This is a genomic window from Kiloniella antarctica (genome assembly GCF_042682825.1).
In the GTDB taxonomy this organism is placed as follows: domain Bacteria; phylum Pseudomonadota; class Alphaproteobacteria; order Kiloniellales; family Kiloniellaceae; genus Kiloniella; species Kiloniella antarctica.
The window spans coordinates 777,623-798,691 of record NZ_JBHUII010000004.1 but is presented as its reverse complement, the minus strand read 5'-3'; the positions used below and the strand labels follow the sequence as shown (position 1 = coordinate 798,691).

Genomic DNA, 21,069 nt, shown 5'->3' with positions numbered 1-21,069 from the left:
ATAAACCAAGGTATAATGTAGCTGGTTAAAAGTTGATTGAATTGTTCGTGTCGGAATGTCTGGCGAAGCTATCGCCTTGTTGCCAAAATCATTGGACGGTTAGGTTATTTATGCGACGTCATAGAATATTCATTTTGATTTGGAGTGTGTTTGTTTGGGGGATAATTTCCTCCACGGCAAAGTCGTCTGAACCTATTCAATTGGTCACGTTGGATTACCCGCCTTATGAGTATACTGAAAATGATGAAGTTAAAGGCCTTGCCGTAAATGTTGTGCGAGAAATTTTTCGTCGCTTAGATCATAAGGTTGAAATTAGCGTCTTGCCCTGGGCGCGATCCTTGAAATTGGTTGAGCGGGGGGAGGTCGATGGAATTTTTACCATTTACAAAACATCCGAACGGGAACAGTTCTTGGATTATTCCAATGAAGTTCTAATGGATCAGGAAGTATCTTTGTTCGTACGAAAGGGCTTTCCTGTTTCAAAAATCAACCAGCTTACTGATTTGGCGGGATATAATTTTGGCGCCCGTATTGGGGTAAGTTATGGTGAAAAGTTTGATCAGGCCGATGCTGATGGTACTTTGAGAGAGGTTCATCGGGTTTTTGATGGTGATATGCTGGTAAAGCTTTTGATAAACTCACGGATTGACGTTGTTCCCTTTAATCGTTTAGGTGGATTTTACAGATTTGAAAGAATGGGGGTTCGAGATAAACTGGTTGAAATTCAGCCTCCAATCCAAAGTGTGCCAAGCTTTATCGCTTTTTCGAAAAGACGCCACCTTACGGGACTTCGAGATCAGGTCGATACAATGCTCAAAGAGATGAAGGCGGATGGCAGTTATCAAATCCTCACGAGTTTTTCTCCTACCCAGTGAGAATATCGAGCGAGAATGCCCAGCGAAATATCTGGTGAGAAATTTCATTGGTGTTCACCTAAGTTTGCAAACCTCACTAAATTAAATTTATCAATATTATTGCATACTATTTAGCTTTCCCTCTTGTTAAGAGCAAAGGGCATCGGTAGCTTTTGCAGCATCCAGATTGGGTTTTGTTGTTTGTTCTGGGTAAAAACCGAATAGAAGATCCGGTGTAAGCGTTATTTTGTTTTATAGTCAGGACCCTTAGGGCGTGATTGAAATATACCGTACGAATGATTTGGTTAAACTGTCTTGGCTACAAGCTCTTTTGTCCGATAGTGGGATCGAGTGCGTGGTCCTTGATCAGTATGCCTCCATTATTGAAGGTTCCATCGGAGCCATTCAGCGCCGGATTATGGTCCTTGAAGAAGATGCTGTTCAGGCGCGTCGAGTGTTGACTGATGCGGGTGAGTTGGAAAAGCTCTCGTGAGAGAAAGTCTTGAACAACATATTGTTCAGGGCATCGCTCTGACCGAAGATGAATTTATTGGTGGAAAAGTTAAAGTCTTCCAACCAGCCAAAGGGTACCGGGCGGGTATCGACGCCGTGCTTCTTGCGGCAACGGTTGAGACTAAACCCGGAACTAAAATCCTTGATCTTGGTTGTGGTGTGGGAACGGCAGGACTTTGTTTGATGGGCAGGGTGTCTGATGTTGAGGTTACAGGGCTCGAACTTCAATCCGTTCTTTACGAAATTGCTGAGAAAAACCGGATAGTAAATAATTTCAAAGATCGTTGGTCTTTAATTCAGGCGGACCTTTTGCATTTGCCAAAAGACTTGGCTTTGGGGACTTTTGATCAGGTAATTTGTAATCCACCGTTTATGCCCAAAGGTACGTCACATGCTTCCCCCGATCCCATCAAGCTATTAGCCAATCACGAAGGAGAAGCCTCCCTTCGGGACTGGATGTTGGCAGCCTTGAAACTGGTTAAGCCAAAGGGGGCGGTCACCATTGTCCACCGGGCCGATCGCCTCGATGAAATTTTATCGATCTTTCGTGAGAAAAAGGCCGGCGCAATTGAGGTGCTTCCGCTTTGGCCTTATGCCGGACACCCTGCCAAACGGGTTGTTGTCCGAGCACGTCGGGGAGTGTCAAAGCCGATGCTGATTACTGCAGGGCAGGTTTTACATGAAAGAGACGGTTCTTATACGCCAGAGATCCAGGGGGCTTTAAGAATGGGAGAGGCGCTCTTATTTTAAGCTTACTCTTTTGAAGAAAGTCGTAACGGCAGGAGCGTTTTTATACTTGTGCGGCAAGATGTATTCTGTTCCCGGTTGTGGGATCTCTTCTCAAGAGTTACAACGTGTTTGAAACAACTTGATTTAGGGTTAATTATGAAGCTGAAGAAGCTCTTATCCAAACTTCCAATTGAACGCTTTCGCAATCCACCTGCCAAAGTGGCTGTTGTTGCCCTTAATGGGGTGATTGGTGCTGCTGGCCCGATGCGCTCTGGTTTGACACTGGCAACGGTTGAAGACCAGTTGACCGAAGCATTTAAAATGGATGGTATCAAGGCGGTTGCGCTCTCGATCAATTCTCCTGGCGGATCGCCGGTACAATCGGATCTGATCGGCCGAATGGTCCGGGACCTTGCTGATAAACACGAAGTAAAGGTCTATGCTTTTTGCGAAGATGTGGCTGCTTCGGGGGGATATTGGTTGGCGTGTGCCGCCGATGAAATCTATGCCATGGAATCATCTGTGATCGGTTCTATCGGTGTTATTTCTTCTGGTTTTGGTTTCCCCGAATTACTCAAAAAGCACGGTATTGAACGCCGGGTCCGTACCGCAGGGGATTTGAAATCAACTCTGGATCCCTTTGAGAAGGAAAACCCAAAAGACGTAAAGCGTCTCAAGGATCTTCTGACCCAAATTCATGAGAACTTTATCGATTGGGTTAAGGGGCGTCGTGCGGGTAAGTTGTCACATGATGAAAAAGAGATCTTCTCTGGCCAATTTTGGACGGGTACAACCGCTAAGGAATACGGTTTGATCGATGGCCTGGGCTCCCTGCATCAAATCATGAGATTTGAGTATGGTGATAAGGTTAAGCTCATTAAGGTCGAAGGCAAAAAAAGTTGGCTAAAAGCCAAGTTTGGTCTTGGCGGCGAAGCCTTAGCCGGACTTGGTGGTGTCAATGCGGCAGATATAGCTGGCGGCATGATGGCTGCGGTTGAAGAACGCGCCCATTGGGATCGTTACGGTTTGTAAGAATTGCTGACGGTAAGAAAAAACCGTTAAGTGAGTTAAGTATAATCGGAATCGATGATGTTCTATTCGCCTATTCGTGTTTGGGACATCATTGAAACAGGTTGTTGAAGATAAAGAATCCATATTTTATGGGCACGGATTCTCTACGAAGATATTGCCGTATTACGCGGCATAGGTGAGGACACTATGTTTGGAATACCCTCTATAGGAAAGTTACTGGTTCTTGGGCTTATTATTGCCGGTGTCTATCTATTTTTTAAAGCAGCGAAAAGACGCGACATTTCAAGCGCGGGCAGAGGGCAAGGAAATTCCGGTGGATCACCTGCGCAAAATCAAGAAAATCAAAGTGATAGTGGGTCATTGGAAATGGTTCAATGCCCCGCTTGCAAGGCTTACATCCCTGCCAAGAGCACGTGCTCTTGTGGGGGCAATGGCTAAAAGCGACAAAAAATATCTCGAGTCCGGCATAGAGTCTGTTGATTCCTTATCCCGGTCATTATAAGTTCATTCAAATTTCGCACTGCAGCAAAATGACAAACAATAATATGTCCCCGCTTGACGTCCCAAAGTCTGTCACACCAAAAACCAAGGTCATTGTTGACCCTGAAAGGTGTGTTCAACGTCTTATCCTTAAACTCCAGGATTACTGGGCGCGTCAGGGCTGCGTTATTCTTCAGCCTTACGATGTTGAAGTCGGTGCGGGTACATTTCATCCTGCGACGACACTGCGCTCTTTGGGGCCGGATACTTGGCGCGCTGCTTATGTGCAGCCTTGTCGTCGTCCAACGGATGGCCGATATGGGGAAAATCCTAACAGGCTACAACACTATTACCAGTTTCAGGTGATCATGAAGCCATCCCCGGCAAACTCTCAGGAGCTTTATCTGGGATCGCTGGATGCCATTGGCATTGATTCAACCAAACACGATCTTCGTTTTGTCGAGGATGACTGGGAAAGCCCGACCCTTGGTGCCTGGGGTCTTGGTTGGGAAGTCTGGTGTGATGGTATGGAAGTCAGCCAGTTCACCTATTTCCAACAGGTCGGTGGTATTGAATGTAATCCTGTGCCGCTGGAATTGACCTACGGTCTTGAGCGCCTGTTTATGTATGTTCAGGGTGTGGAAAACGTCTATGACCTCGACTGGGATGGCGTGCCTGCTGAAGACGGCGGGAAAACCTATGGCGATGTCTTCCATCAGAACGAAGTAGAATTTTCGACCTACAACTTCGAAATCGCTTCTACGGATGAGCTTTTCAAGCACTTTGAAGATGCAGAGGCCGAGTGCGCCCGTATTTTGAAGTTCGGCGAAGCCAATGCGGAGAAGAACGGTAAAGCCAAAGGCAATCTCTTACCCTTGCCTGCCTATGACCAATGCTTAAAAGCCAGTCACCTCTTTAACTTGCTCGATGCGCGCGGTGTTATCTCCGTGACAGAGCGTCAGGCCTATATCGGCCGTGTACGCGATCTCTCAAAAGCATGTTGTGAAGCCTGGAATAAAACCCAGCTGGAAGAGGCGTAAGGTCATGTCAGAATTTTTACTCGAACTCCATTCCGAGGAAATCCCGGCCCGCATGCAGGCAAAAGCTGCGGCCGATCTCAAAAAGATCGTAAGCGACCAACTCAAAGCGGCTGGCCTGGTTTTTACAGATGCACGTTCCTTTGTGACGCCGCGCCGTTTGGCGCTGGTCATTGATGGCCTGCCTGAAAAACAGCCGGATGTCAGTGAAGAGAAAAAAGGCCCAAAAGTCGGTGCGCACGAAAAGGCGCTCGAAGGCTTTATGAAAGCCAATGCGTTGACGTCGATTGATCAGGCAGAAATTAGAAACACCCCTAAGGGTGATTTCTATTTTGTGGTCAACGAAATCAAGGGACGTGTTACCACAGAAGTTCTTTCTGAAATCGTCGTTGAAGCAATCAAAACCTTTCCATGGCCGAAATCCATGAAGTGGTCGAAGAACTCTTTCCGTTGGGTACGACCGCTACACTCGATTTTGGCGATTTTCAAAGGAGAAACCCTTAAAGGGGTGTTTGATTTTGGAAATCAAACGGTGGAATTTGGCAACCGGACCCGTGGTCATCGCTTTTTAGCCCCGGACTGGTTTGAAGTTAAAGATCTGGATGACTATCTGCACAAGCTTCGTCTTGCCAAGGTTCTGGTTGATGAAACTGAACGCCGAGCACTGATTGAAACGCAAGCAAAGGAGCTTTGCGCTGCTGAAGGTCTGAGCTTAAAAGATGATCAAGGACTTCTTGGTGAAGTAACAGGACTGGTTGAATGGCCTGTTGTTTTGATGGGGCGTATTGCCGACCGCTTTATGTCTGTGCCGCATGAGGTTCTCTCAACCTCGATGAAAGAGCATCAGAAGTATTTCTCCGTGCTGGATAAAGACGGCAAACTCTCCAACCATTTTGTCTTTGCTGCGAACACTGAAGCCGTCGACGAAGGTAAAACCATCGTTGCCGGGAACGAACGGGTTCTGGCCTCGCGTCTGTCCGATGCAGAATTTTTCTGGAATCAGGATAAAAAATCTAAGCTTGAAACCCGGGTTGAAGGGCTGAAATCTATCGTATTTCAGGCTAAGCTCGGGACATTGGCTGAAAAAATTAGACGCGTGCAGGATCTTGCTGGTTCGCTTGCCAAGCAAACAGGGTGTAATGCGGTGTATGCACGTCGTGCTGCTGAGCTTGCTAAAGCAGATTTGAGTACCGGGATGGTTTATGAGTTCCCTGAATTACAGGGTATCATGGGTCGCTATTACGCGTTGCATGATGGTGAAAGCCCGCTTGTTGCCGAGGCTATCGCGGATCACTACTCTCCACTTGGCCCGTCTGATCGTTGTCCTTCTGCCCCAATATCTGTTGCTGTCGCCTTGGCCGATAAGATTGATACACTGGTTGGCTTTTTTGGCATCAATGAGTTACCGACGGGATCAAAAGATCCCTTTGCCTTGCGGCGTGCGGCGCTCAGTATTATTCGTCTCATTACAGAAAATAGCTTGCAGATTAATTTGCGCGAAGCATTCGCTGCAAGCTTCTCGGCCTATACAGGCCAACTGACACAATCCCAGAATGAGACCGTTGATGGTCTGATGTCCTTCATTGCTGATCGTCTCAAGGTCGCGTTGAAAGACAAAGGGGTTCGTCACGATCTGGTCACGGCTGTCTTTGCCCTTGGGGACGAAGATGACCTCGTTCGTTTGCTCTCACGTGTTGATGCGCTTGCCGGGCTGCTGAAGACAGATGATGGTGTCAATTTGTTGGCTGCTTATCGTCGGGCGGCGAACATTGTTCGGATCGAAGAGAAAAAAGATAAAACGGTATTTGATGCGACAGTCGATACCGTGTTGTTGCAAGAGCCTGAAGAACAGGCGTTGCATGAAGCCCTGGAAGGGGCTTCCCAGAAAGCCACAAAGGCACTGGAACGTGAAGATTTCACAGAGGCGATGGCGGCGCTGGCCGGACTTCGTCCTCCGATGGACGCGTTTTTCGATAAGGTAACGGTGAATGATGAAGATCCGGCCTTACGGAAGAACCGTTTGTGCTTGCTATCTCGGATTGGTGTAATCCTGGGGCAAGTTGCAGACTTCTCACGCATAGAAGGATAGATGAGAACATGACCAAATGGGTCTACAGTTTCGGTAATGGCAAGGCTGACGGCAAAGCCGACATGAAGGAACTACTCGGTGGCAAGGGAGCGAACCTTGCCGAGATGTCATCTCTGGGGCTTCCGGTCCCGCCCGGATTTACCATCTCCACCGAAGTTTGTACGGCTTATTATGATAATGATCGAAACTATCCAAGCGATCTTGCTGGCCAAGTTGATGTTGCCCTGAAAGAGATTGAGAATATTGTCGGCGTAAAATTCGGCGATAATGCAAACCCTCTTCTTGTCTCTGTTCGTTCTGGCGCGCGTGCATCTATGCCGGGTATGATGGATACGGTCCTTAACCTTGGTCTAAACGACATTACTGTTGAGGGGTTGGCGAAAATATCTGGCGATGAACGTTTTGCCTATGACAGTTATCGTCGCTTTATCCAAATGTACAGTGACGTTGTTCTCGAAGTTGGTCACCACTTCTTCGAAGACATTCTTGAATTTCACAAAGAAGATAACGGCTTTTACCTCGATACGGAATTGACCGCCGAGGACTGGAAAGCGGTTATCGTTCAATACAAAAAAGTTGTTGAGGACGAATACGGTAAACCTTTCCCTCAGGACCCCAATGAGCAACTTTGGGGTGCCGTCTCTGCTGTGTTTGGTTCCTGGATGAACGCACGGGCAACAACGTATCGTAAACTTAACGATATTCCTGCAGCATGGGGAACAGCAGTTAACGTTCAGGCCATGGTCTTTGGCAATATGGGTGAAGATTGTTCCACTGGTGTGGCCTTTACCCGTAACCCATCTACAGGGGAGAATGCTTTTTATGGCGAATATCTTATCAATGCTCAGGGCGAAGACGTTGTTGCGGGTATCCGTACGCCGCAAAACCTGACCATCAAGGGACGCGAAGAGCACAATTCTGACCTTCCTTCTATGGAAGAAACCATGCCGGAAGTATTCAAGCAATTGGACGAAACCCGTCATATTCTTGAAAAACATTATCGTGACATGCAGGACATTGAGTTTACGGTTCAGTCCAATAAACTCTTTATGCTTCAAACTCGTTCAGGTAAACGGACGACCGCAGCGGCGCTTCAAATTGCTGTTGATATGGTTGAAGAAGGCCTTATCACCACGGAAGAAGCGGTTAGTCGTGTTGAGCCAGCGGCTCTCGATCAGTTGCTGCACCCGACCCTTGATCCAAAGGCGGAGCGCAATGTCATCGGTCACGGTCTTCCCGCATCTCCGGGAGCTGCTTCTGGTCAGATTGTTTTCTCTGCTGATGAAGCTGAAAAAATGGCTCAGGCGGGTAAAGCTGTTATTCTCTGCCGGACAGAAACATCCCCGGAAGACATTCACGGAATGCATGCTGCCAAAGGTATTTTGACGTCACGTGGCGGCATGACTTCTCACGCAGCAGTCGTTGCACGCGGGATGGGGCGTCCGTGTGTTTCCGGTGCTGGTGATCTGCGTATGGATTACAAAAACGGTACCTTGATTGTCCGCGATCAAGAACTTAAGTCCGGCGATATTATCACGATTGACGGCAGTACCGGCGAAGTTATGTTGGGTGAAATCCCAACGATCCAGCCGGAAATGTCAGGTAACTTTTCTACCCTGATGAAATGGGCTGATAGTATTCGCACGATGAAAGTACGAACCAACGCCGAGACCCCGAACGACTGCCGTACGGCTCTCAGTTTTGGGGCAGAAGGCATCGGTCTTTGTCGGACAGAACACATGTTCTTTGATGCTGATCGTATTGTTGCTGTTCGTGAAATGATCCTTTCCGATGATGAAGCGGGACGTCGCAAGGCTCTGGATAAAATCCTGCCGATGCAGCGGGATGATTTTGCTGAGATCTTCAAGATCATGGCTGGTTTACCCGTGACTATTCGTTTGCTAGATCCGCCATTGCATGAGTTTTTGCCACATGGTGAAGCTGAAATGCAGGATGTTGCGGATGCGGCTGGTGTACCAATTGAGAAATTGCATGCTCGCGCTGCCAAGATGTCGGAAACCAACCCGATGCTGGGGCACCGTGGGTGTCGTCTTGGTATTTCCTATCCGGAAATATACGAGATGCAAGCTCGGGCTATTTTTGAGGCCGCAGCTCAAGTTTCTAAAACAGAAGGTCAAACGGTCGAGCCTGAGGTCATGATCCCGCTTGTGGGCATGAAAAAAGAACTCGAAATCCTAAAAGAGCTGGTTGATCGTGTTGCCAAAGAAGTCATGGAAGCCGAAGGCGTAGAGATGAAATATCTCGTAGGCACCATGATCGAACTTCCACGCGCGGCACTACGAGCAGGTGATATTGCAGAAGAAGCCGAGTTTTTCTCTTTTGGAACGAACGATCTGACGCAGACGACCTTTGGGCTATCTCGCGATGATGCTGGGAATTTCCTTGGCGCTTACGAACGCAATGGCATTATTGAACAGGATCCTTTCATCTCTCTCGACCAAGAAGGTGTGGGGGAGCTGGTTGAGATTGCAGCAGAACGAGGTCGGAAAACTCGCGGAGATATCAAATTGGGTATCTGTGGTGAGCACGGCGGTGATCCTGCCTCAATTCACTTCTGCCAGAAAGTGGGGCTGGACTACGTATCTTGTTCCCCATTCCGTGTGCCAATCGCCCGTCTTGCTGCGGCACAGGCTGCGATTAGAAAATAACTGTTCTCTGAGAACATAGATTTAAAAAGGGTGGCTTTTGCCACCCTTTTTTTATGATGTTCAATTTGGGGTTTTAAGTTTTGGCATGGTTGATTTTTTTTCGCTGATCTTTCTTGACGCGATTGCCACACCCCCTGCTGCAACGGCCATACCTGCCCACGCGATAGGAGGCATTGCTTCGCCGAGCAAAAACCATCCGAACAAAGCAGCGAGAGGAGGGACCAGAAACATAAGCGAGGATACACGCGTGACTTCACCAGCGCGGATCATGGCCAGCAATAAGCTCATGGCCAGAATAGAATTTCCGATAACCAGATAGCCAAGTGCTGCGATAAATTCACCAGACCATTGAACCTGCATGGTTTCAAAAGTAAGAGCAATGGGGAAAACGACTGCGAACCCCGCGGCATATTGGGTCATATTGGTGATGATGGGGTGGTATCCACCACCAAAGCGTTTTTCATAGAGCACACCACAGGTTATCCCAAGTAAACCTAGAATACTAAATCCTACACCGATCAGAGTAGGTGGTTCGATGTCCGATCTTGCTATGATCACGATAAGAACCCCTGCAAGTCCGAGTAACAGCCCGAACCAGCGTATCCAACTCACTTTTTCTTGGGCAAGTTTCGGGGCCAGAATGGCAATCAGTATAGGCTGTAGGGACATGAAAATGGCAAGTACACCAGCTGAAACCCCTGTTTTGAACGCCCACCAGCAAAATCCGAAATAAACGGCCTGTACCAATACGCCAACGACGATCAGATGTATCCAGTCGTTTAAACGCTTGGGTAATGCTGGTTTAAAAAACAAATAAAACGGAATAAGTAAAATCACCACCGCTGAAAAGCGCAAGGAAAGTAAGGTCATGGGTTCAGCATATTGAAGCCCAACCTTGGCGATACCATATCCCCCGGCCCAGAGCAGGGTAAAGGCGACAGGTGCCATTATGAGCCAAGTTGGTTTATGCATATTCTTCATAACATACTGATCCAAAATTAATATTTGCACTCACATTATCGATCTGTGAGGTGGATTGATATATCCAATGTGAATTTATTTGTAGGTGCAGCTTTTGGGCGGTAGTTCAGTTTTATTTTGTAATTGTAAATGTTGATTATGCGAATCATTTGCATTCTCAATATTATGCGTTAATGTGCCTCCACTGAATGCTAAGGGTTGAAAGACGAGAGTAAGGTATGGTGCGTTTGTGCTGGCTTTATTTAGCAAAATCAGTAGTTGGGGTGTATCCGTGAGTTGATTGAGACTGGACCGTAATTGGCTCCTATCCAAATTGTATTCAGATCATCAAAAGAACTGATATGCCCCAGTATCTGAAGAACTGCACGTTCTTTGACCGGCACAACTGAATACGGATTTTCATCCCGTTGGAGGAATACAAATGAATATTAAAAGCTTAAAGGCTTTTGCTGCAATTGCAGCGACGACTGTAACACTGGGAATGCTTTCTGGTGCTGCAGTGGCCGAGAAAGTAACGATTACGGATATTGCCGGGCGTACGGTTGAAGTGGAAAAAAATCCAGGGAAAGTCGTCCTTGGGGAAGGCCGGATGGTCTATTCTATTGCGTTACTGGACCGGGAAAATCCTTTTAAACGTGTTGTTGGGTGGAAAGACGATCTTATCAATTATGATCCGGATGCTTATCGAAAGTATAAAGCGCGTTTTCCTGAGGTAGATGATATTCAAAATTTGGGTAGCCCCTATGCCGCTGAATACAGCCTTGAAACTGTAATTTCTCTTGATACAGATGTTGTGTTCTTGAATCTGGGTAATCTTTTAAAAGCGCAGGAAAGTGGCATTATTGATAAACTGGATAAAGCAGGTATTCCAGTTGTCTTCCTTGATTTCCGTCAGCGTCCAACCCAGCACACAGTACCAAGCCTTCAAATTCTTGGACGTATTTTTGATGAACGCGATAACGCGGATGAATTCGTTGATTATTATCAGAAAAATATGATGGCTGTGTTCTCTCGGATTGAAGAGATCAAAGTCGAGGACAAACCGATTGTCTTTATCGAAAATGCAGCAGGTTATAACCCTGATAAATGTTGCACCACTTTTGGCGGGGCCAATCTTGGCCGTCTCGTGGATCTTGCGGGTGGTATCAATTGGGGGTCACGCAAATTCCCTGGATTTCAAGGTAAGGTAAACCCAGAAGTTATCTTTACGGATGACCCTGATGTTATCATCGGTACAGGTGCAAATTGGTCCGAAGCTCAGCCTGGCACCATGGCGGTATTGTTTGGTTATGAAGCAAGTGAAGATCTCGTGGCTGAACGTCTTTTAGCACTAGCTGGACGTAAGGGCTGGAGCGAACTTAAGGCGGTAAAGTCTGGCCAATTCCACTCTGTCTATCACCAGTTTTACAACAGCCCATATCATTTCGTGGCATTACAAGCCTTTGCCAAGTGGTTTTATCCAGAAAAATTCAGCGATCTCGACCCGAAAGCAACCTTTGTCGAATTACATGAAAAATTTCTACCGATTGACTACAGTGGCGTGTTCTGGGGCTCTCTTCCTGCAACACAGTAACTCATGAAATAAACCCGTGGTTTTGATGATAATACTAATCATCAAGAACACGGGTTTACTTTATTGCCATGGATAAAGGCACTGGATCTAATATGTCTGCAAGCTTAGATACTCAGGCGATACGTTCTGATTATTCTCGTCAAATTTTTCGCCGCTATCTCATTTTAGGGGTGGTAGCACTTCTTGTGATGATCAGTTTTTTTGTCGATGTAACAAACGGACCGGGAAATTTTCCACTTTCAGTCGTTTTCGAAACCCTATTGGATAAGACAGCCCATGGGATCAAACTTGAAGTGATTATCTGGGACTATCGGTTACCTATTGCCGTTACGGCGTTGCTGGTGGGGGCTATTTTGGCGCTTGCTGGGGCGCAGATGCAGACTGTATTGAATAATTCACTGGCGGAACCTTTTACTCTTGGGATTTCTTCTGCGGCAAGTTTTGGGGCGGCTTTGGCTATTGTCGTAGGTTGGAGCATTGTCCCGGGCATTGGACCTTTACTGGTTACTTTCAATGCCTTTGTTTTTGCCTTGATTACCTGTATTTTTATTTTGGTTGCAACCCGTATTAAAGGTGTTGGTCCTGAGACAATGATCCTTTTTGGGATCGCGATATTTTTTGCCTTCAACGCGGCGCTTGCCATGATGCAATATATGGCGTCCGAAGATCAATTATCACGTATTGTATTCTGGATGATGGGATCACTTTCCCGCGCAAGCTGGGAGAAAATCGGCATTGGTTCCTTGTTATTGTGTTTTGCCTTACCCTATAGCTTTATCAGGACATGGCAGCTCACAGCCCTTCGAATGGGGGACGACACGGCCATCAGCTTGGGGGTTGATGTCTCTCGTCTACGCATTGAGATGCTAATTGTGGTCTCTTTGCTTGCGGCCACGGCGGTGGCCTTTGTCGGTGCCGTCGGCTTCGTTGGGTTGGTTGGTCCTCACATCGCACGTTTGATCGTGGGCGAAGATCAGCGATTTTTTATCCCGCTTTCAGCTTTGGTCGGCGCACTGGTGATGTCTTTAACATCGATTATCAGCAAAATGATTACCCCAGGCGTGATCTATCCGATCGGTATTATTACGGCTTTAATCGGGGTGCCTGTATTTATTTCCCTTATTCTCTCAACACGAAAGGAAAGACTGTCATGAGTTTGAATATATCTGGGCTTGGTGTTGCCTACGGGAAAAGGGAAGTTCTTAAAGATGTTGAGCTTAAAGACATTAAGCGGGGAGAGTTTGTCGGACTTATTGGTCCGAATGCTTCGGGTAAATCAACACTTTTTAAATCTATAGCCGGGGCCATTCGTCCCCATAGCGGCACTATCAAACTGAACGGCGTTGATCTCATAACGGTAAGTCGATCAGCGCGCTCAAAGCAGGTGGCTTATATGCCTCAAGCTTTTGGTTGTAATGCTGCGTTGAGTGTTTTTGAATGCGTGTTACTGGCGCTAAAACAAACGACGGGCTGGCGTGTAAAAAACAGTGACCTTGATCGTGTGTCCGAAATATTGGCGGTTCTCGACCTTAGCTCTCTGGCGCATAGAGGACTTGCACAGTTAAGTGGAGGGCAAGCCCAGATGGTTGCCGCGGCCCAAACTTTGGTGCGGGAGCCAAGCCTGGTTCTTCTTGATGAGCCAACATCCGCCTTGGACCTTCATCACCAACTTTCAATTCTCTCCAGCATTCGTGACTTTATGGAACAGAGAAATATGATTGTGCTGGCAGCTCTTCACGATTTAAATCTTGCGGCACAGTTTTGCGACCGTCTGATCTTGCTAAAAGAAGGGCGTATCCTTGCAGATGGACGTCCCAATAACGTCCTTGGGTTAGAGGCGATTGATCAGACTTACAAAGTTAAAACGAACTTGGAACAAACCAGTAGAAATACTTTGTATGTAGATGCGAGGCTTTCTGCCTAGAAGGCGAAATTGCTTTAGCTTTTATCCTTGAGCCAAGCGATAGCTTTGCTTCTCGTCTGAAAGGTTTTAAAAGTTTGCTCAGGCGCAAAAGCTTGAATTGCTTTGGCCAGAATGGCGAAAGTTGTGTGGTTTGATACAAAGGCAGTACGTTTGGCAGGGGCGTTTCCATCAAAATGTTGGCTCCACAAGGTGCCAATTTCTTTTAGAGTGTGCCATCCAACATCGCCATTATGAAAACGAATATCAATTATATTATCATAAGCATCAAGATCGGGAATTTGCGCCCAGATATCAAGTACCTTTACAACCAGTTCATCGTGGTGGAGCGTGCCAATATAGGCCTTGTATAGAATCAAATTTTCTTTATCGAGATGGCATTCAATTCGGGGTGGATTCAAAATCGGTGGTGTGTCGATTTCATAGTTGAGGGGCGTGGAGAATACATTCTCCTGAGCTTCTTTGCCCTTCTCAGCCTTGGCCGACTTAAGGGGTATTATATTATCTTTCTTCATGGCCAATTTTTTAGAAGTCATTTGTTGCCGGGTATCCCAAAAGGAGTTTTAGAAAAAACAGAAATAATGGTTTCTCATATACCTAAACTCTAAAGTTACTCCCATTAGTAGATTTTCCGATGGTGTCATGACTCGGCAGTATTATCTATTAGTAATTCAACTTACATCAAGGGGTGAGTGACGTATTGCCAGCTCTGTAATGTTAAATACTCAAATTTAAACAACCCGTTATTCCTTAGGAGTGTTTATTGTGACACGAGAGAAATATTTAACGGGAAAATTACATCATGAGTTTATGTTATGATGTTGCAAGTATTCCTTTCTTTGCAATCGTTATTTTTGATCTTAAATTAATATTATAGAAAATATACAATTCTATCTAATGGATTGTATTTCCTGTATATAATGATTTAAAAATTTTGATAATACAGGATATTTCATAGATAAATCTCGGATCAAACTCGTTTTGCGGGTTACCAAAGGAAAACACACATGAGTTATTCAGAAATTTTAGAAAGTCTTGGACTGACTACTTCCGAAATAAGCGGGGGGACCCTCAAGATTACTTCTCCCATCGACGGGGCCGAAATTGCGGCGGTACAGGAAGTTTCTGCAGCTGATGTTAACGGAATAATTACATCGTCAAAGAGAGCCTTTAATAATTGGAAAGCGGTACCTGCTCCTCGTCGTGGCGAACTGGTTCGTCTTCTTGGGGAAGAATTACGCGCGGCAAAAGAAGATCTGGGACGCTTGGTGACATTGGAATGTGGAAAGATTTATGAAGAGGGCTTGGGTGAGGTACAGGAAATGATCGACATTTGCGATTTCGCGGTTGGTCTTTCCCGTCAACTCTATGGTCTGACCATTGCGTCCGAACGTCCTGGTCACCACATGCGCGAGACTTGGCATCCGGTTGGAGTTTGCGGCGTGATTTCCGCTTTTAATTTTCCAGTGGCCGTTTGGTCATGGAACACAGCATTAGCATTGGTGTGTGGTAATTCAGTTATCTGGAAACCGTCAGAGAAAACACCTTTGACGGCGCTGGCATGTCAAAAAATCTTCGAGAAAGCTCTGGCACGTTTTGGTGATGATGCACCCAAAGGCTTGCATCACGTTATTATTGGTGGTCGCGACGTTGGGGATGCGATGGTTAGTAACGAGGATGTGCCGATTGTCTCAGCGACGGGATCGACAGCTATGGGCCGTCAGGTTGGACCAAAAGTAGCCGCACGTTTTGGACGTTCCATACTGGAGCTTGGTGGTAACAACGCGATGATCGTATCGCCGACCGCTGATCTTGATATGGCCGTACGCGCTATTTTGTTTTCTGCTGTTGGCACGGCTGGACAACGCTGTACGTCTTTACGTCGATTAATTGTGCACAAGGATATCTATGGTGAACTCATGCCGCGGGTGATTTCAGCCTATGCGTCCGTTCAAGTTGGTAATCCTCTTGTTAAAGGTACATTGGTCGGACCATTAGTCGATCAAGAATCTTTCGATAACATGCAAAGCGCCTTGATCGCGGCTAAAGTTGAGGGGGGCAAGGTACATGGTGGTGAGCGTGAACTCACCGGGGATTTCCCGGGGGGATATTATGTTCGTCCGGCGGTGGTTGAGATGCCGTCACAAAGCGAAGTCGTAAAAACAGAAACATTCGCGCCGATCCTCTATGCTATGAAGTACGAAGATTTTGATACAGCGATTGAAATGCAAAATGACGTACCGCAAGGACTGTCATCGTGTATTTTTACGACTGATGTTCGCGAGGCTGAACAGTTCTTGTCTGATATCGGGTCTGACTGTGGCATCGCCAATGTAAACATTGGACCAAGTGGTGCTGAAATAGGGGGTGCCTTTGGCGGCGAAAAAGAAACAGGTGGAGGTCGTGAAAGCGGCTCTGATGCATGGAAATCTTATATGCGTCGTCAAACCAATACAGTAAACTATTCGCGCGAGCTACCTCTAGCACAGGGCATTACGTTTGATATTGATTGATCGTTTTGTTAACACGCTGTTATGAAGGAAAAGGGTCGCTTAGGCGGCCCTTTTTGATGTTACGGGTGGTGATGGTGGTTTTCTATCTGTATATATTTCCAATGATGTCATCTCGTTTAAATAATATAGAGATGGTTATGAGTAATTAAATTTGAATAAATAGGCCCTTAATATGAGCAAAACTGATCTTCCAATCTTAGAACAGCGCCGCATAGAGGCAAATATCGTCAAGCCGATATATGAGGAAATGGTTGTTGAACTTGGTGCGGAACGGGCCAAATCAATCTTGGAAACCGCTATTGTCAAAAATGCCATTGCTCATGGTAAGGCTTATGCGCAAGCACAGGCGAAAACGACATCATTGTTAAGCTTCCACGCCTTGTTGCCACAGTGGATGGCAGATGGTGCCCTTGAGGTTGAGATCCTCAAAGAAGATGATAAAAATATTGATTATAACGTGACCCGTTGTCGCTTTGCTGAAATGTACTGTGAGATGGGGTTAGGTGATATTGGTCACATTTTGTCATGCGGGCGGGACGGTACATTTTGTACAGGTTATGATCCAAAAATACATTTGGATCGTAGCCAGACAATCATGCAGGGCGCTAGCCATTGTGATTTTCGTTATCGATATGAGCATGATGATTAATGCAAGTTTGGCTTCTCTCTAAATTTTAAGAGACATCATTCTAAAAGATATTACTCCAAGACGAATCTTACGCAGGTTGATATGAAAAAGCATCTCAAACAAAGTGACTATAAATCAATGCCGTGGAAAAACGGTTTGGGAACGACGGTTGAGTTGGCGGTTTGTGTGCATGAAATGGGTGTTGAAGACGGCCCTTTTCTCTGGCGTATCAGCATTGCGTCAGTGAGTGAAGACGGCGCCTTTTCACATTTCCCGAATATAGATAGAAATTTAACGATATTACAGGGTAGGGGAATGGTATTGGAGGTTGCGGGCTTCGACGACTTGAGGTTGGATCAACCTCTACAATCGGTTTGTTTTTCGGGGGAAGCGGATGTGGTAGCTCGACTACACGATGGTCCGATTACCGATTTTAACGTGATGGTCGATAGACGCTTTGCTGAGGCGAGGGTTGAGACTTTTAGTCTTGATGATGAAGTGTCGCTTATTTTATCGGCGGACGATAGTTATTTCTTGCACGTACCAGAGACTTCCACTGCGATTATGTTGTCAGGAGATGAAGCTGACGTGCAGATTGATGGTGGTGAAAGTTATCTGTTTGAAGGTATTGAGCAACATATTTCCGTACGTTCGCTGACAAGTACGTCTGCGTCCTTGATACTCGTAAAGGTAACGTTCTCTCCGTCTTCTTGAGAAGGGACGTACCCAATTTTAGCTTTTTAGTTTTAAGCCATAAATAAAACGTTCCACAGTGTCCTCCACGAGTTTTGCAATTTCTTCGTGAGAAGGTGGAGGAGCGGCTGTTACAAGACAATTCAGATAACGTGCGCCAAAAAGCGATGCGTAAAAACTCTGGGCGGCTTCTTGAGGATCGGCGACGTCGATTTCTCCAGCCGCGATCTTTTCTTCGAGATAAGCAGCTAAAAGTTCTCGGGAAACCTTGGGTCCCTCATCCATAAAGGCTATGCCGTGTGTCGGATCACTCTCAGCATGGGAAATCAGAATACGAAAGAGGGAAATACTGCCATGATAGTGCAGCATGTCGAGAAACGTATTTCCAAGTTTGATAAGGCACTCCCGGATGGGGAGGTTGTGATCGGGTTTGACATCGAGCTCTTCACGTTTGATTTCACAAATGTTATTCATGATTTGCGCGAAGAGTTCTTCTTTTGATCCGTAATGGCTATAGACAGTACGTTTTGATACTCCAGCCAGTGCCGCAATTTGATCCATGCTCGCAGTTTCAAAGCCTTGATTCATAAAGACTTCAATAGCTGCGTCACGGATGTCGTTACGTTTTTGTTCTGACCTCGTTAACTTCTGACCGAGAGTCGCAAAAAGACACTTATCCTTGTCCCACCCCAAGTGCTTTACACTGGAGTCTGAGCACGTTGTTTTTTTCTTTTTGTCAGCTCTACGTCCCAGTGAGCCGAGGATACAGTTATTTTTTGTCAATATAAACTCCAAGAAAACTACACTGTGTAGTTTACATTGAATTATAAATAAGTAAACTACACCGGATAGTTTACTTTGGTGTATTACCCTATAGCAAGTATGGTAATAACGCAAAAACCACGGGAATCAAAAACAAATCTATCAGGGTTTGTCTGGTTTGTCTGGTTTGAGTGTTTCGGGTGGAAATCCGATGCCAAAGTTAACGGAATTTTTTCGGAGCTGAGGTAATGAGTAATTTCGTGGACCGCCTGTCAGTTAGTTATGCCAAGAGCATAATTCGCTGGCGTTGGCTTGTTCTTTTGGTGACCATTCTTGCAACACTAGGTGTTGCATCAGGCGGTCGCTTTCTTTCTTTCACAAGTGATTACCGTGTTTTTTTTGGTGATGATAATCCGCAATTAAATGCCTTTGAAGGCTTGCAGGATGTCTATACCAAGACAGATAATATTCTTTTTGTCCTTAAGCCAAGTAACGGTAAGGTGTTCACCCCGCAATGGCTTCAGGTCGTTCAGGACCTTACAGAAGAATCCTGGCAGATCCCTTATTCCATCCGTGTAGATTCTATCACCAACTTTCAGCACACCGAAGCCGTGGAAGATGATTTGACGGTTGCGGATCTCGTTGAAGAAACGGTTGGGCTTAGTCAGGCTGGACTAGATCGTATTGAACAAATTGCTTTGAACGAGCCTGCGCTTGCCGATCGTATCATTTCCGATGATAGCACGACGACAGGTGTTCAGGTTACTCTTCAACTTCCGCCAGATGATGCTATTGCACTTGATGAAGCCGTTCGCTTTGCTGAACGGATGGCCGAAACTATTGAAGCCGCAAACCCGGAACTTGAAGTGGCGATTACGGGTCTTGCTCCATTGAGTAATGCCTTCCCAGCTGCTTCTATTGCGGACATGAGCACGCTAACGCCTCTGATGTTCCTTGTGATTATTGTTTTTCTTGTTGTTTTCCTGCGTTCCTTTACGGGAACGATTGTGACTTTGTTGGTTACAATTTTCTCGGTCATGGTTGCTATGGGTACTGCGGGTTATATGGGGGTCAAATTGACACCACCTTCAGCAATGGCACCAACAATTATTCTGACTATTGCGATTGCGGACTGTGTGCACATCTTGGTGACCATGTTCCATGAAATGCGTCATGGTAAAGAAAAGCGTGACGCAATCATCGAGAGTATGCGTGTAAATATGCAACCTGTGTTCCTGACATCTTTGACAACTGTCATTGGTTTCTTGAGCCTTAACTTCTCTGAAGCCCCGCCATTCCATGATCTTGGAAACATTGCTGCAGTTGGTGTTGTCGCAGCCTGGATTTTTTCCATTGCGTTTCTACCAGCATTTGTTGCGATCATGCCTGTCAAAGTTAAAGCGGTCTCTACTCATAAATCTTCTGCCATGGAGCGTCTTGGCGAGTTTGTAATTGGGCACCGAACAAAGCTCCTTCTTGTCATGGGTGTTATTGTTGTTGGTACATCATCATTCATTTCCAAAATTGAATTGGACGATCGTTTCATTGAGTATTTTGATACATCAGTTCCATTCCGTGTGGACAGTGACTTTACTCGGGATAATCTTACCGGTGTTTATCAGGTGGAATTCTCAATCAATGCCGAAGATTCTGGTGGTGTTTCAAGCCCGGTTTATCTTGCTCACCTGGAAGATTTTGCAAATTGGTTGCGGGCAAAGCCAGAGGTTGTTCACGTAAACTCTGTTACTGACATCCTAAAGCGCCTGAATAAATCTATGCATGGTGATGACGAAAGTTGGTACAAACTGCCAGAAGAACGTGATCTCGCGGCTCAATATCTATTGCTCTATGAAATGTCTTTGCCTTACGGTCTTGACCTTAATAGTCAGATCAACATCGACAAATCTGCATCCCGTATGACAGTAACGTTGGATAACGTTTCTTCTAATGATATGCGTAATATTGCGATGGATTCCAGTCAGTGGTTGCGGGATAATGCTCCGGGTTACATGGAAGCAGAGGGATCTGGTGCTGCGGTTATGTTCTCCCACCTTGCGGACAGAAACATCAAATCAATGTTGATGGGGACTGCTCTTGCATTTGTTTTGATCTCACTGTCATTAATCTTTGCCTTGCGTAGTCTAAAGCTTGGGCTGATTAGTTTGATCCCGAATATGGTGCCTGCGATTATGGCGTTTGGTGTTTGGGGCATCTTTGTGGGACAGGTTGGTCTTGCAGTTTCCGTAATTGCTGCAACGTCTCTAGGCTTGATCGTTGACGCAACGGTTCACTTCCTCAGTAAGTATAACCGTGCTCGTACAGAGCGGAATGAATCTCCCGCTGATGCCGTGCGTTACGGATTTAAGACGGTTGGTACCGCTCTTTGGATCACAACGGCAGTTCTTGTCGCAGGTTTTGCGATCTTGTCTTTATCCACCTTCTCTGTGAACGCAGATATGGGCTTATTAACGGCGATAACTATTGCCATTGCCTTGTTCATTGATTTCCTACTTCTGCCGCCTCTGTTGATGTTACTCGATAGGGATAAGGCAACGGCACCCGATGCAGCATCTGCTGCTCCTGCTGAATAAGCCA

At 46.1% G+C, this 21,069-nt stretch carries 18 protein-coding genes; 15 read left to right on the top strand and 3 right to left on the bottom strand.

All coding sequences use genetic code 11. The features are described 5' to 3' along the window. Positions 1-110 precede the first annotated feature (110 nt). The 8 genes from ACFSKO_RS10760 (at position 111) to ppdK (ending at position 9,403) form a co-directional block, all read left to right on the top strand. Positions 111-875: a substrate-binding periplasmic protein gene (locus ACFSKO_RS10760; protein ID WP_380251343.1), complete on the top strand. Its 765-nt coding sequence runs from the start codon at positions 111-113 to the stop codon at positions 873-875. A 253-nt stretch (positions 876-1,128) separates the two neighbouring features. Further along, positions 1,129-1,347, top strand: coding sequence for a putative signal transducing protein (locus tag ACFSKO_RS10755; protein WP_380251341.1), 219 nt, complete (start codon positions 1,129-1,131; stop codon positions 1,345-1,347). Continuing rightward, entirely contained in the window at positions 1,344-2,117 is a 774-nt protein-coding gene (locus tag ACFSKO_RS10750) for a tRNA1(Val) (adenine(37)-N6)-methyltransferase (protein ID WP_380251339.1), read from the top strand. Before ACFSKO_RS10755 ends, ACFSKO_RS10750 begins: the two co-directional genes overlap by 4 nt. 135 nt (positions 2,118-2,252) lie before the next feature. Further along, positions 2,253-3,128, top strand: coding sequence for a S49 family peptidase (locus ACFSKO_RS10745; protein WP_380251337.1), 876 nt, complete (start codon positions 2,253-2,255; stop codon positions 3,126-3,128). 186 nt (positions 3,129-3,314) lie between these two features. Further along, positions 3,315-3,566 (top strand): hypothetical protein, encoded by a 252-nt coding sequence (locus ACFSKO_RS10740; protein ID WP_380251335.1) that lies wholly within the window; start codon positions 3,315-3,317, stop codon positions 3,564-3,566. Between the two features lie 92 nt (positions 3,567-3,658). After that, complete coding sequence (locus tag ACFSKO_RS10735) at positions 3,659-4,648, top strand: glycine--tRNA ligase subunit alpha (protein WP_417457598.1); 990 nt, start codon at positions 3,659-3,661, stop codon at positions 4,646-4,648. 4 nt (positions 4,649-4,652) lie between these two features. After that, complete coding sequence (glyS, locus tag ACFSKO_RS10730) at positions 4,653-6,734, top strand: glycine--tRNA ligase subunit beta (protein WP_380251333.1); 2,082 nt, start codon at positions 4,653-4,655, stop codon at positions 6,732-6,734. Between the two features lie 8 nt (positions 6,735-6,742). Further along, on the top strand, positions 6,743-9,403 hold the full coding sequence (gene ppdK / locus ACFSKO_RS10725; RefSeq protein WP_380251331.1) for a pyruvate, phosphate dikinase: 2,661 nt from the start codon (positions 6,743-6,745) through the stop codon (positions 9,401-9,403). Between the two features lie 60 nt (positions 9,404-9,463). On the opposite strand, the gene ACFSKO_RS10720 is transcribed toward ppdK, so the two are convergent. After that, positions 9,464-10,384 (bottom strand): DMT family transporter, encoded by a 921-nt coding sequence (locus ACFSKO_RS10720; protein ID WP_380251329.1) that lies wholly within the window; start codon positions 10,382-10,384, stop codon positions 9,464-9,466. Between the two features lie 421 nt (positions 10,385-10,805). Here ACFSKO_RS10720 and ACFSKO_RS10715 point away from each other — a divergent pair, with 421 nt between their 5' ends. From ACFSKO_RS10715 to ACFSKO_RS10705, 3 genes are all read left to right on the top strand, one after another. Further along, the gene (locus tag ACFSKO_RS10715) at positions 10,806-11,957 is read left to right on the top strand and encodes an ABC transporter substrate-binding protein (RefSeq protein ID WP_380251327.1); all 1,152 of its coding nucleotides are present in this window, start codon (positions 10,806-10,808) and stop codon (positions 11,955-11,957) included. Between the two features lie 92 nt (positions 11,958-12,049). Then, positions 12,050-13,111: a FecCD family ABC transporter permease gene (locus ACFSKO_RS10710; protein WP_380251325.1), complete on the top strand. Its 1,062-nt coding sequence runs from the start codon at positions 12,050-12,052 to the stop codon at positions 13,109-13,111. Further along, positions 13,108-13,881, top strand: a complete 774-nt coding sequence (locus ACFSKO_RS10705; RefSeq protein WP_380251323.1) for an ABC transporter ATP-binding protein — start codon at positions 13,108-13,110, stop codon at positions 13,879-13,881. Before ACFSKO_RS10710 ends, ACFSKO_RS10705 begins: the two co-directional genes overlap by 4 nt. Before the next feature lie 14 nt (positions 13,882-13,895). On the opposite strand, the gene ACFSKO_RS10700 is transcribed toward ACFSKO_RS10705, so the two are convergent. After that, positions 13,896-14,414 (bottom strand): hypothetical protein, encoded by a 519-nt coding sequence (locus ACFSKO_RS10700; RefSeq protein ID WP_380251321.1) that lies wholly within the window; start codon positions 14,412-14,414, stop codon positions 13,896-13,898. Between the two features lie 471 nt (positions 14,415-14,885). On the opposite strand from ACFSKO_RS10700, the gene amaB reads away from it, so the two are divergent. The 3 genes from amaB (at position 14,886) to ACFSKO_RS10685 (ending at position 17,733) form a co-directional block, all read left to right on the top strand. After that, positions 14,886-16,391 (top strand): L-piperidine-6-carboxylate dehydrogenase, encoded by a 1,506-nt coding sequence (gene amaB, locus ACFSKO_RS10695; RefSeq protein ID WP_380251319.1) that lies wholly within the window; start codon positions 14,886-14,888, stop codon positions 16,389-16,391. Between the two features lie 172 nt (positions 16,392-16,563). Further along, entirely contained in the window at positions 16,564-17,040 is a 477-nt protein-coding gene (locus tag ACFSKO_RS10690) for an L-2-amino-thiazoline-4-carboxylic acid hydrolase (RefSeq protein ID WP_380251317.1), read from the top strand. An 81-nt stretch (positions 17,041-17,121) separates the two neighbouring features. Next, positions 17,122-17,733: a HutD/Ves family protein gene (locus tag ACFSKO_RS10685; RefSeq protein WP_380251315.1), complete on the top strand. Its 612-nt coding sequence runs from the start codon at positions 17,122-17,124 to the stop codon at positions 17,731-17,733. 18 nt (positions 17,734-17,751) lie between these two features. On the opposite strand, the gene ACFSKO_RS10680 is transcribed toward ACFSKO_RS10685, so the two are convergent. Further along, positions 17,752-18,495 carry a TetR/AcrR family transcriptional regulator gene (locus ACFSKO_RS10680; RefSeq protein ID WP_380251313.1) on the bottom strand — a complete coding sequence of 248 codons (744 nt, stop codon included), beginning with the start codon at positions 18,493-18,495 and terminating at the stop codon, positions 17,752-17,754. Positions 18,496-18,722: 227 nt separating this feature from the next. Here ACFSKO_RS10680 and ACFSKO_RS10675 point away from each other — a divergent pair, with 227 nt between their 5' ends. Continuing rightward, positions 18,723-21,065 carry an efflux RND transporter permease subunit gene (locus tag ACFSKO_RS10675; protein WP_380251311.1) on the top strand — a complete coding sequence of 781 codons (2,343 nt, stop codon included), beginning with the start codon at positions 18,723-18,725 and terminating at the stop codon, positions 21,063-21,065. Positions 21,066-21,069 lie beyond the last annotated feature (4 nt).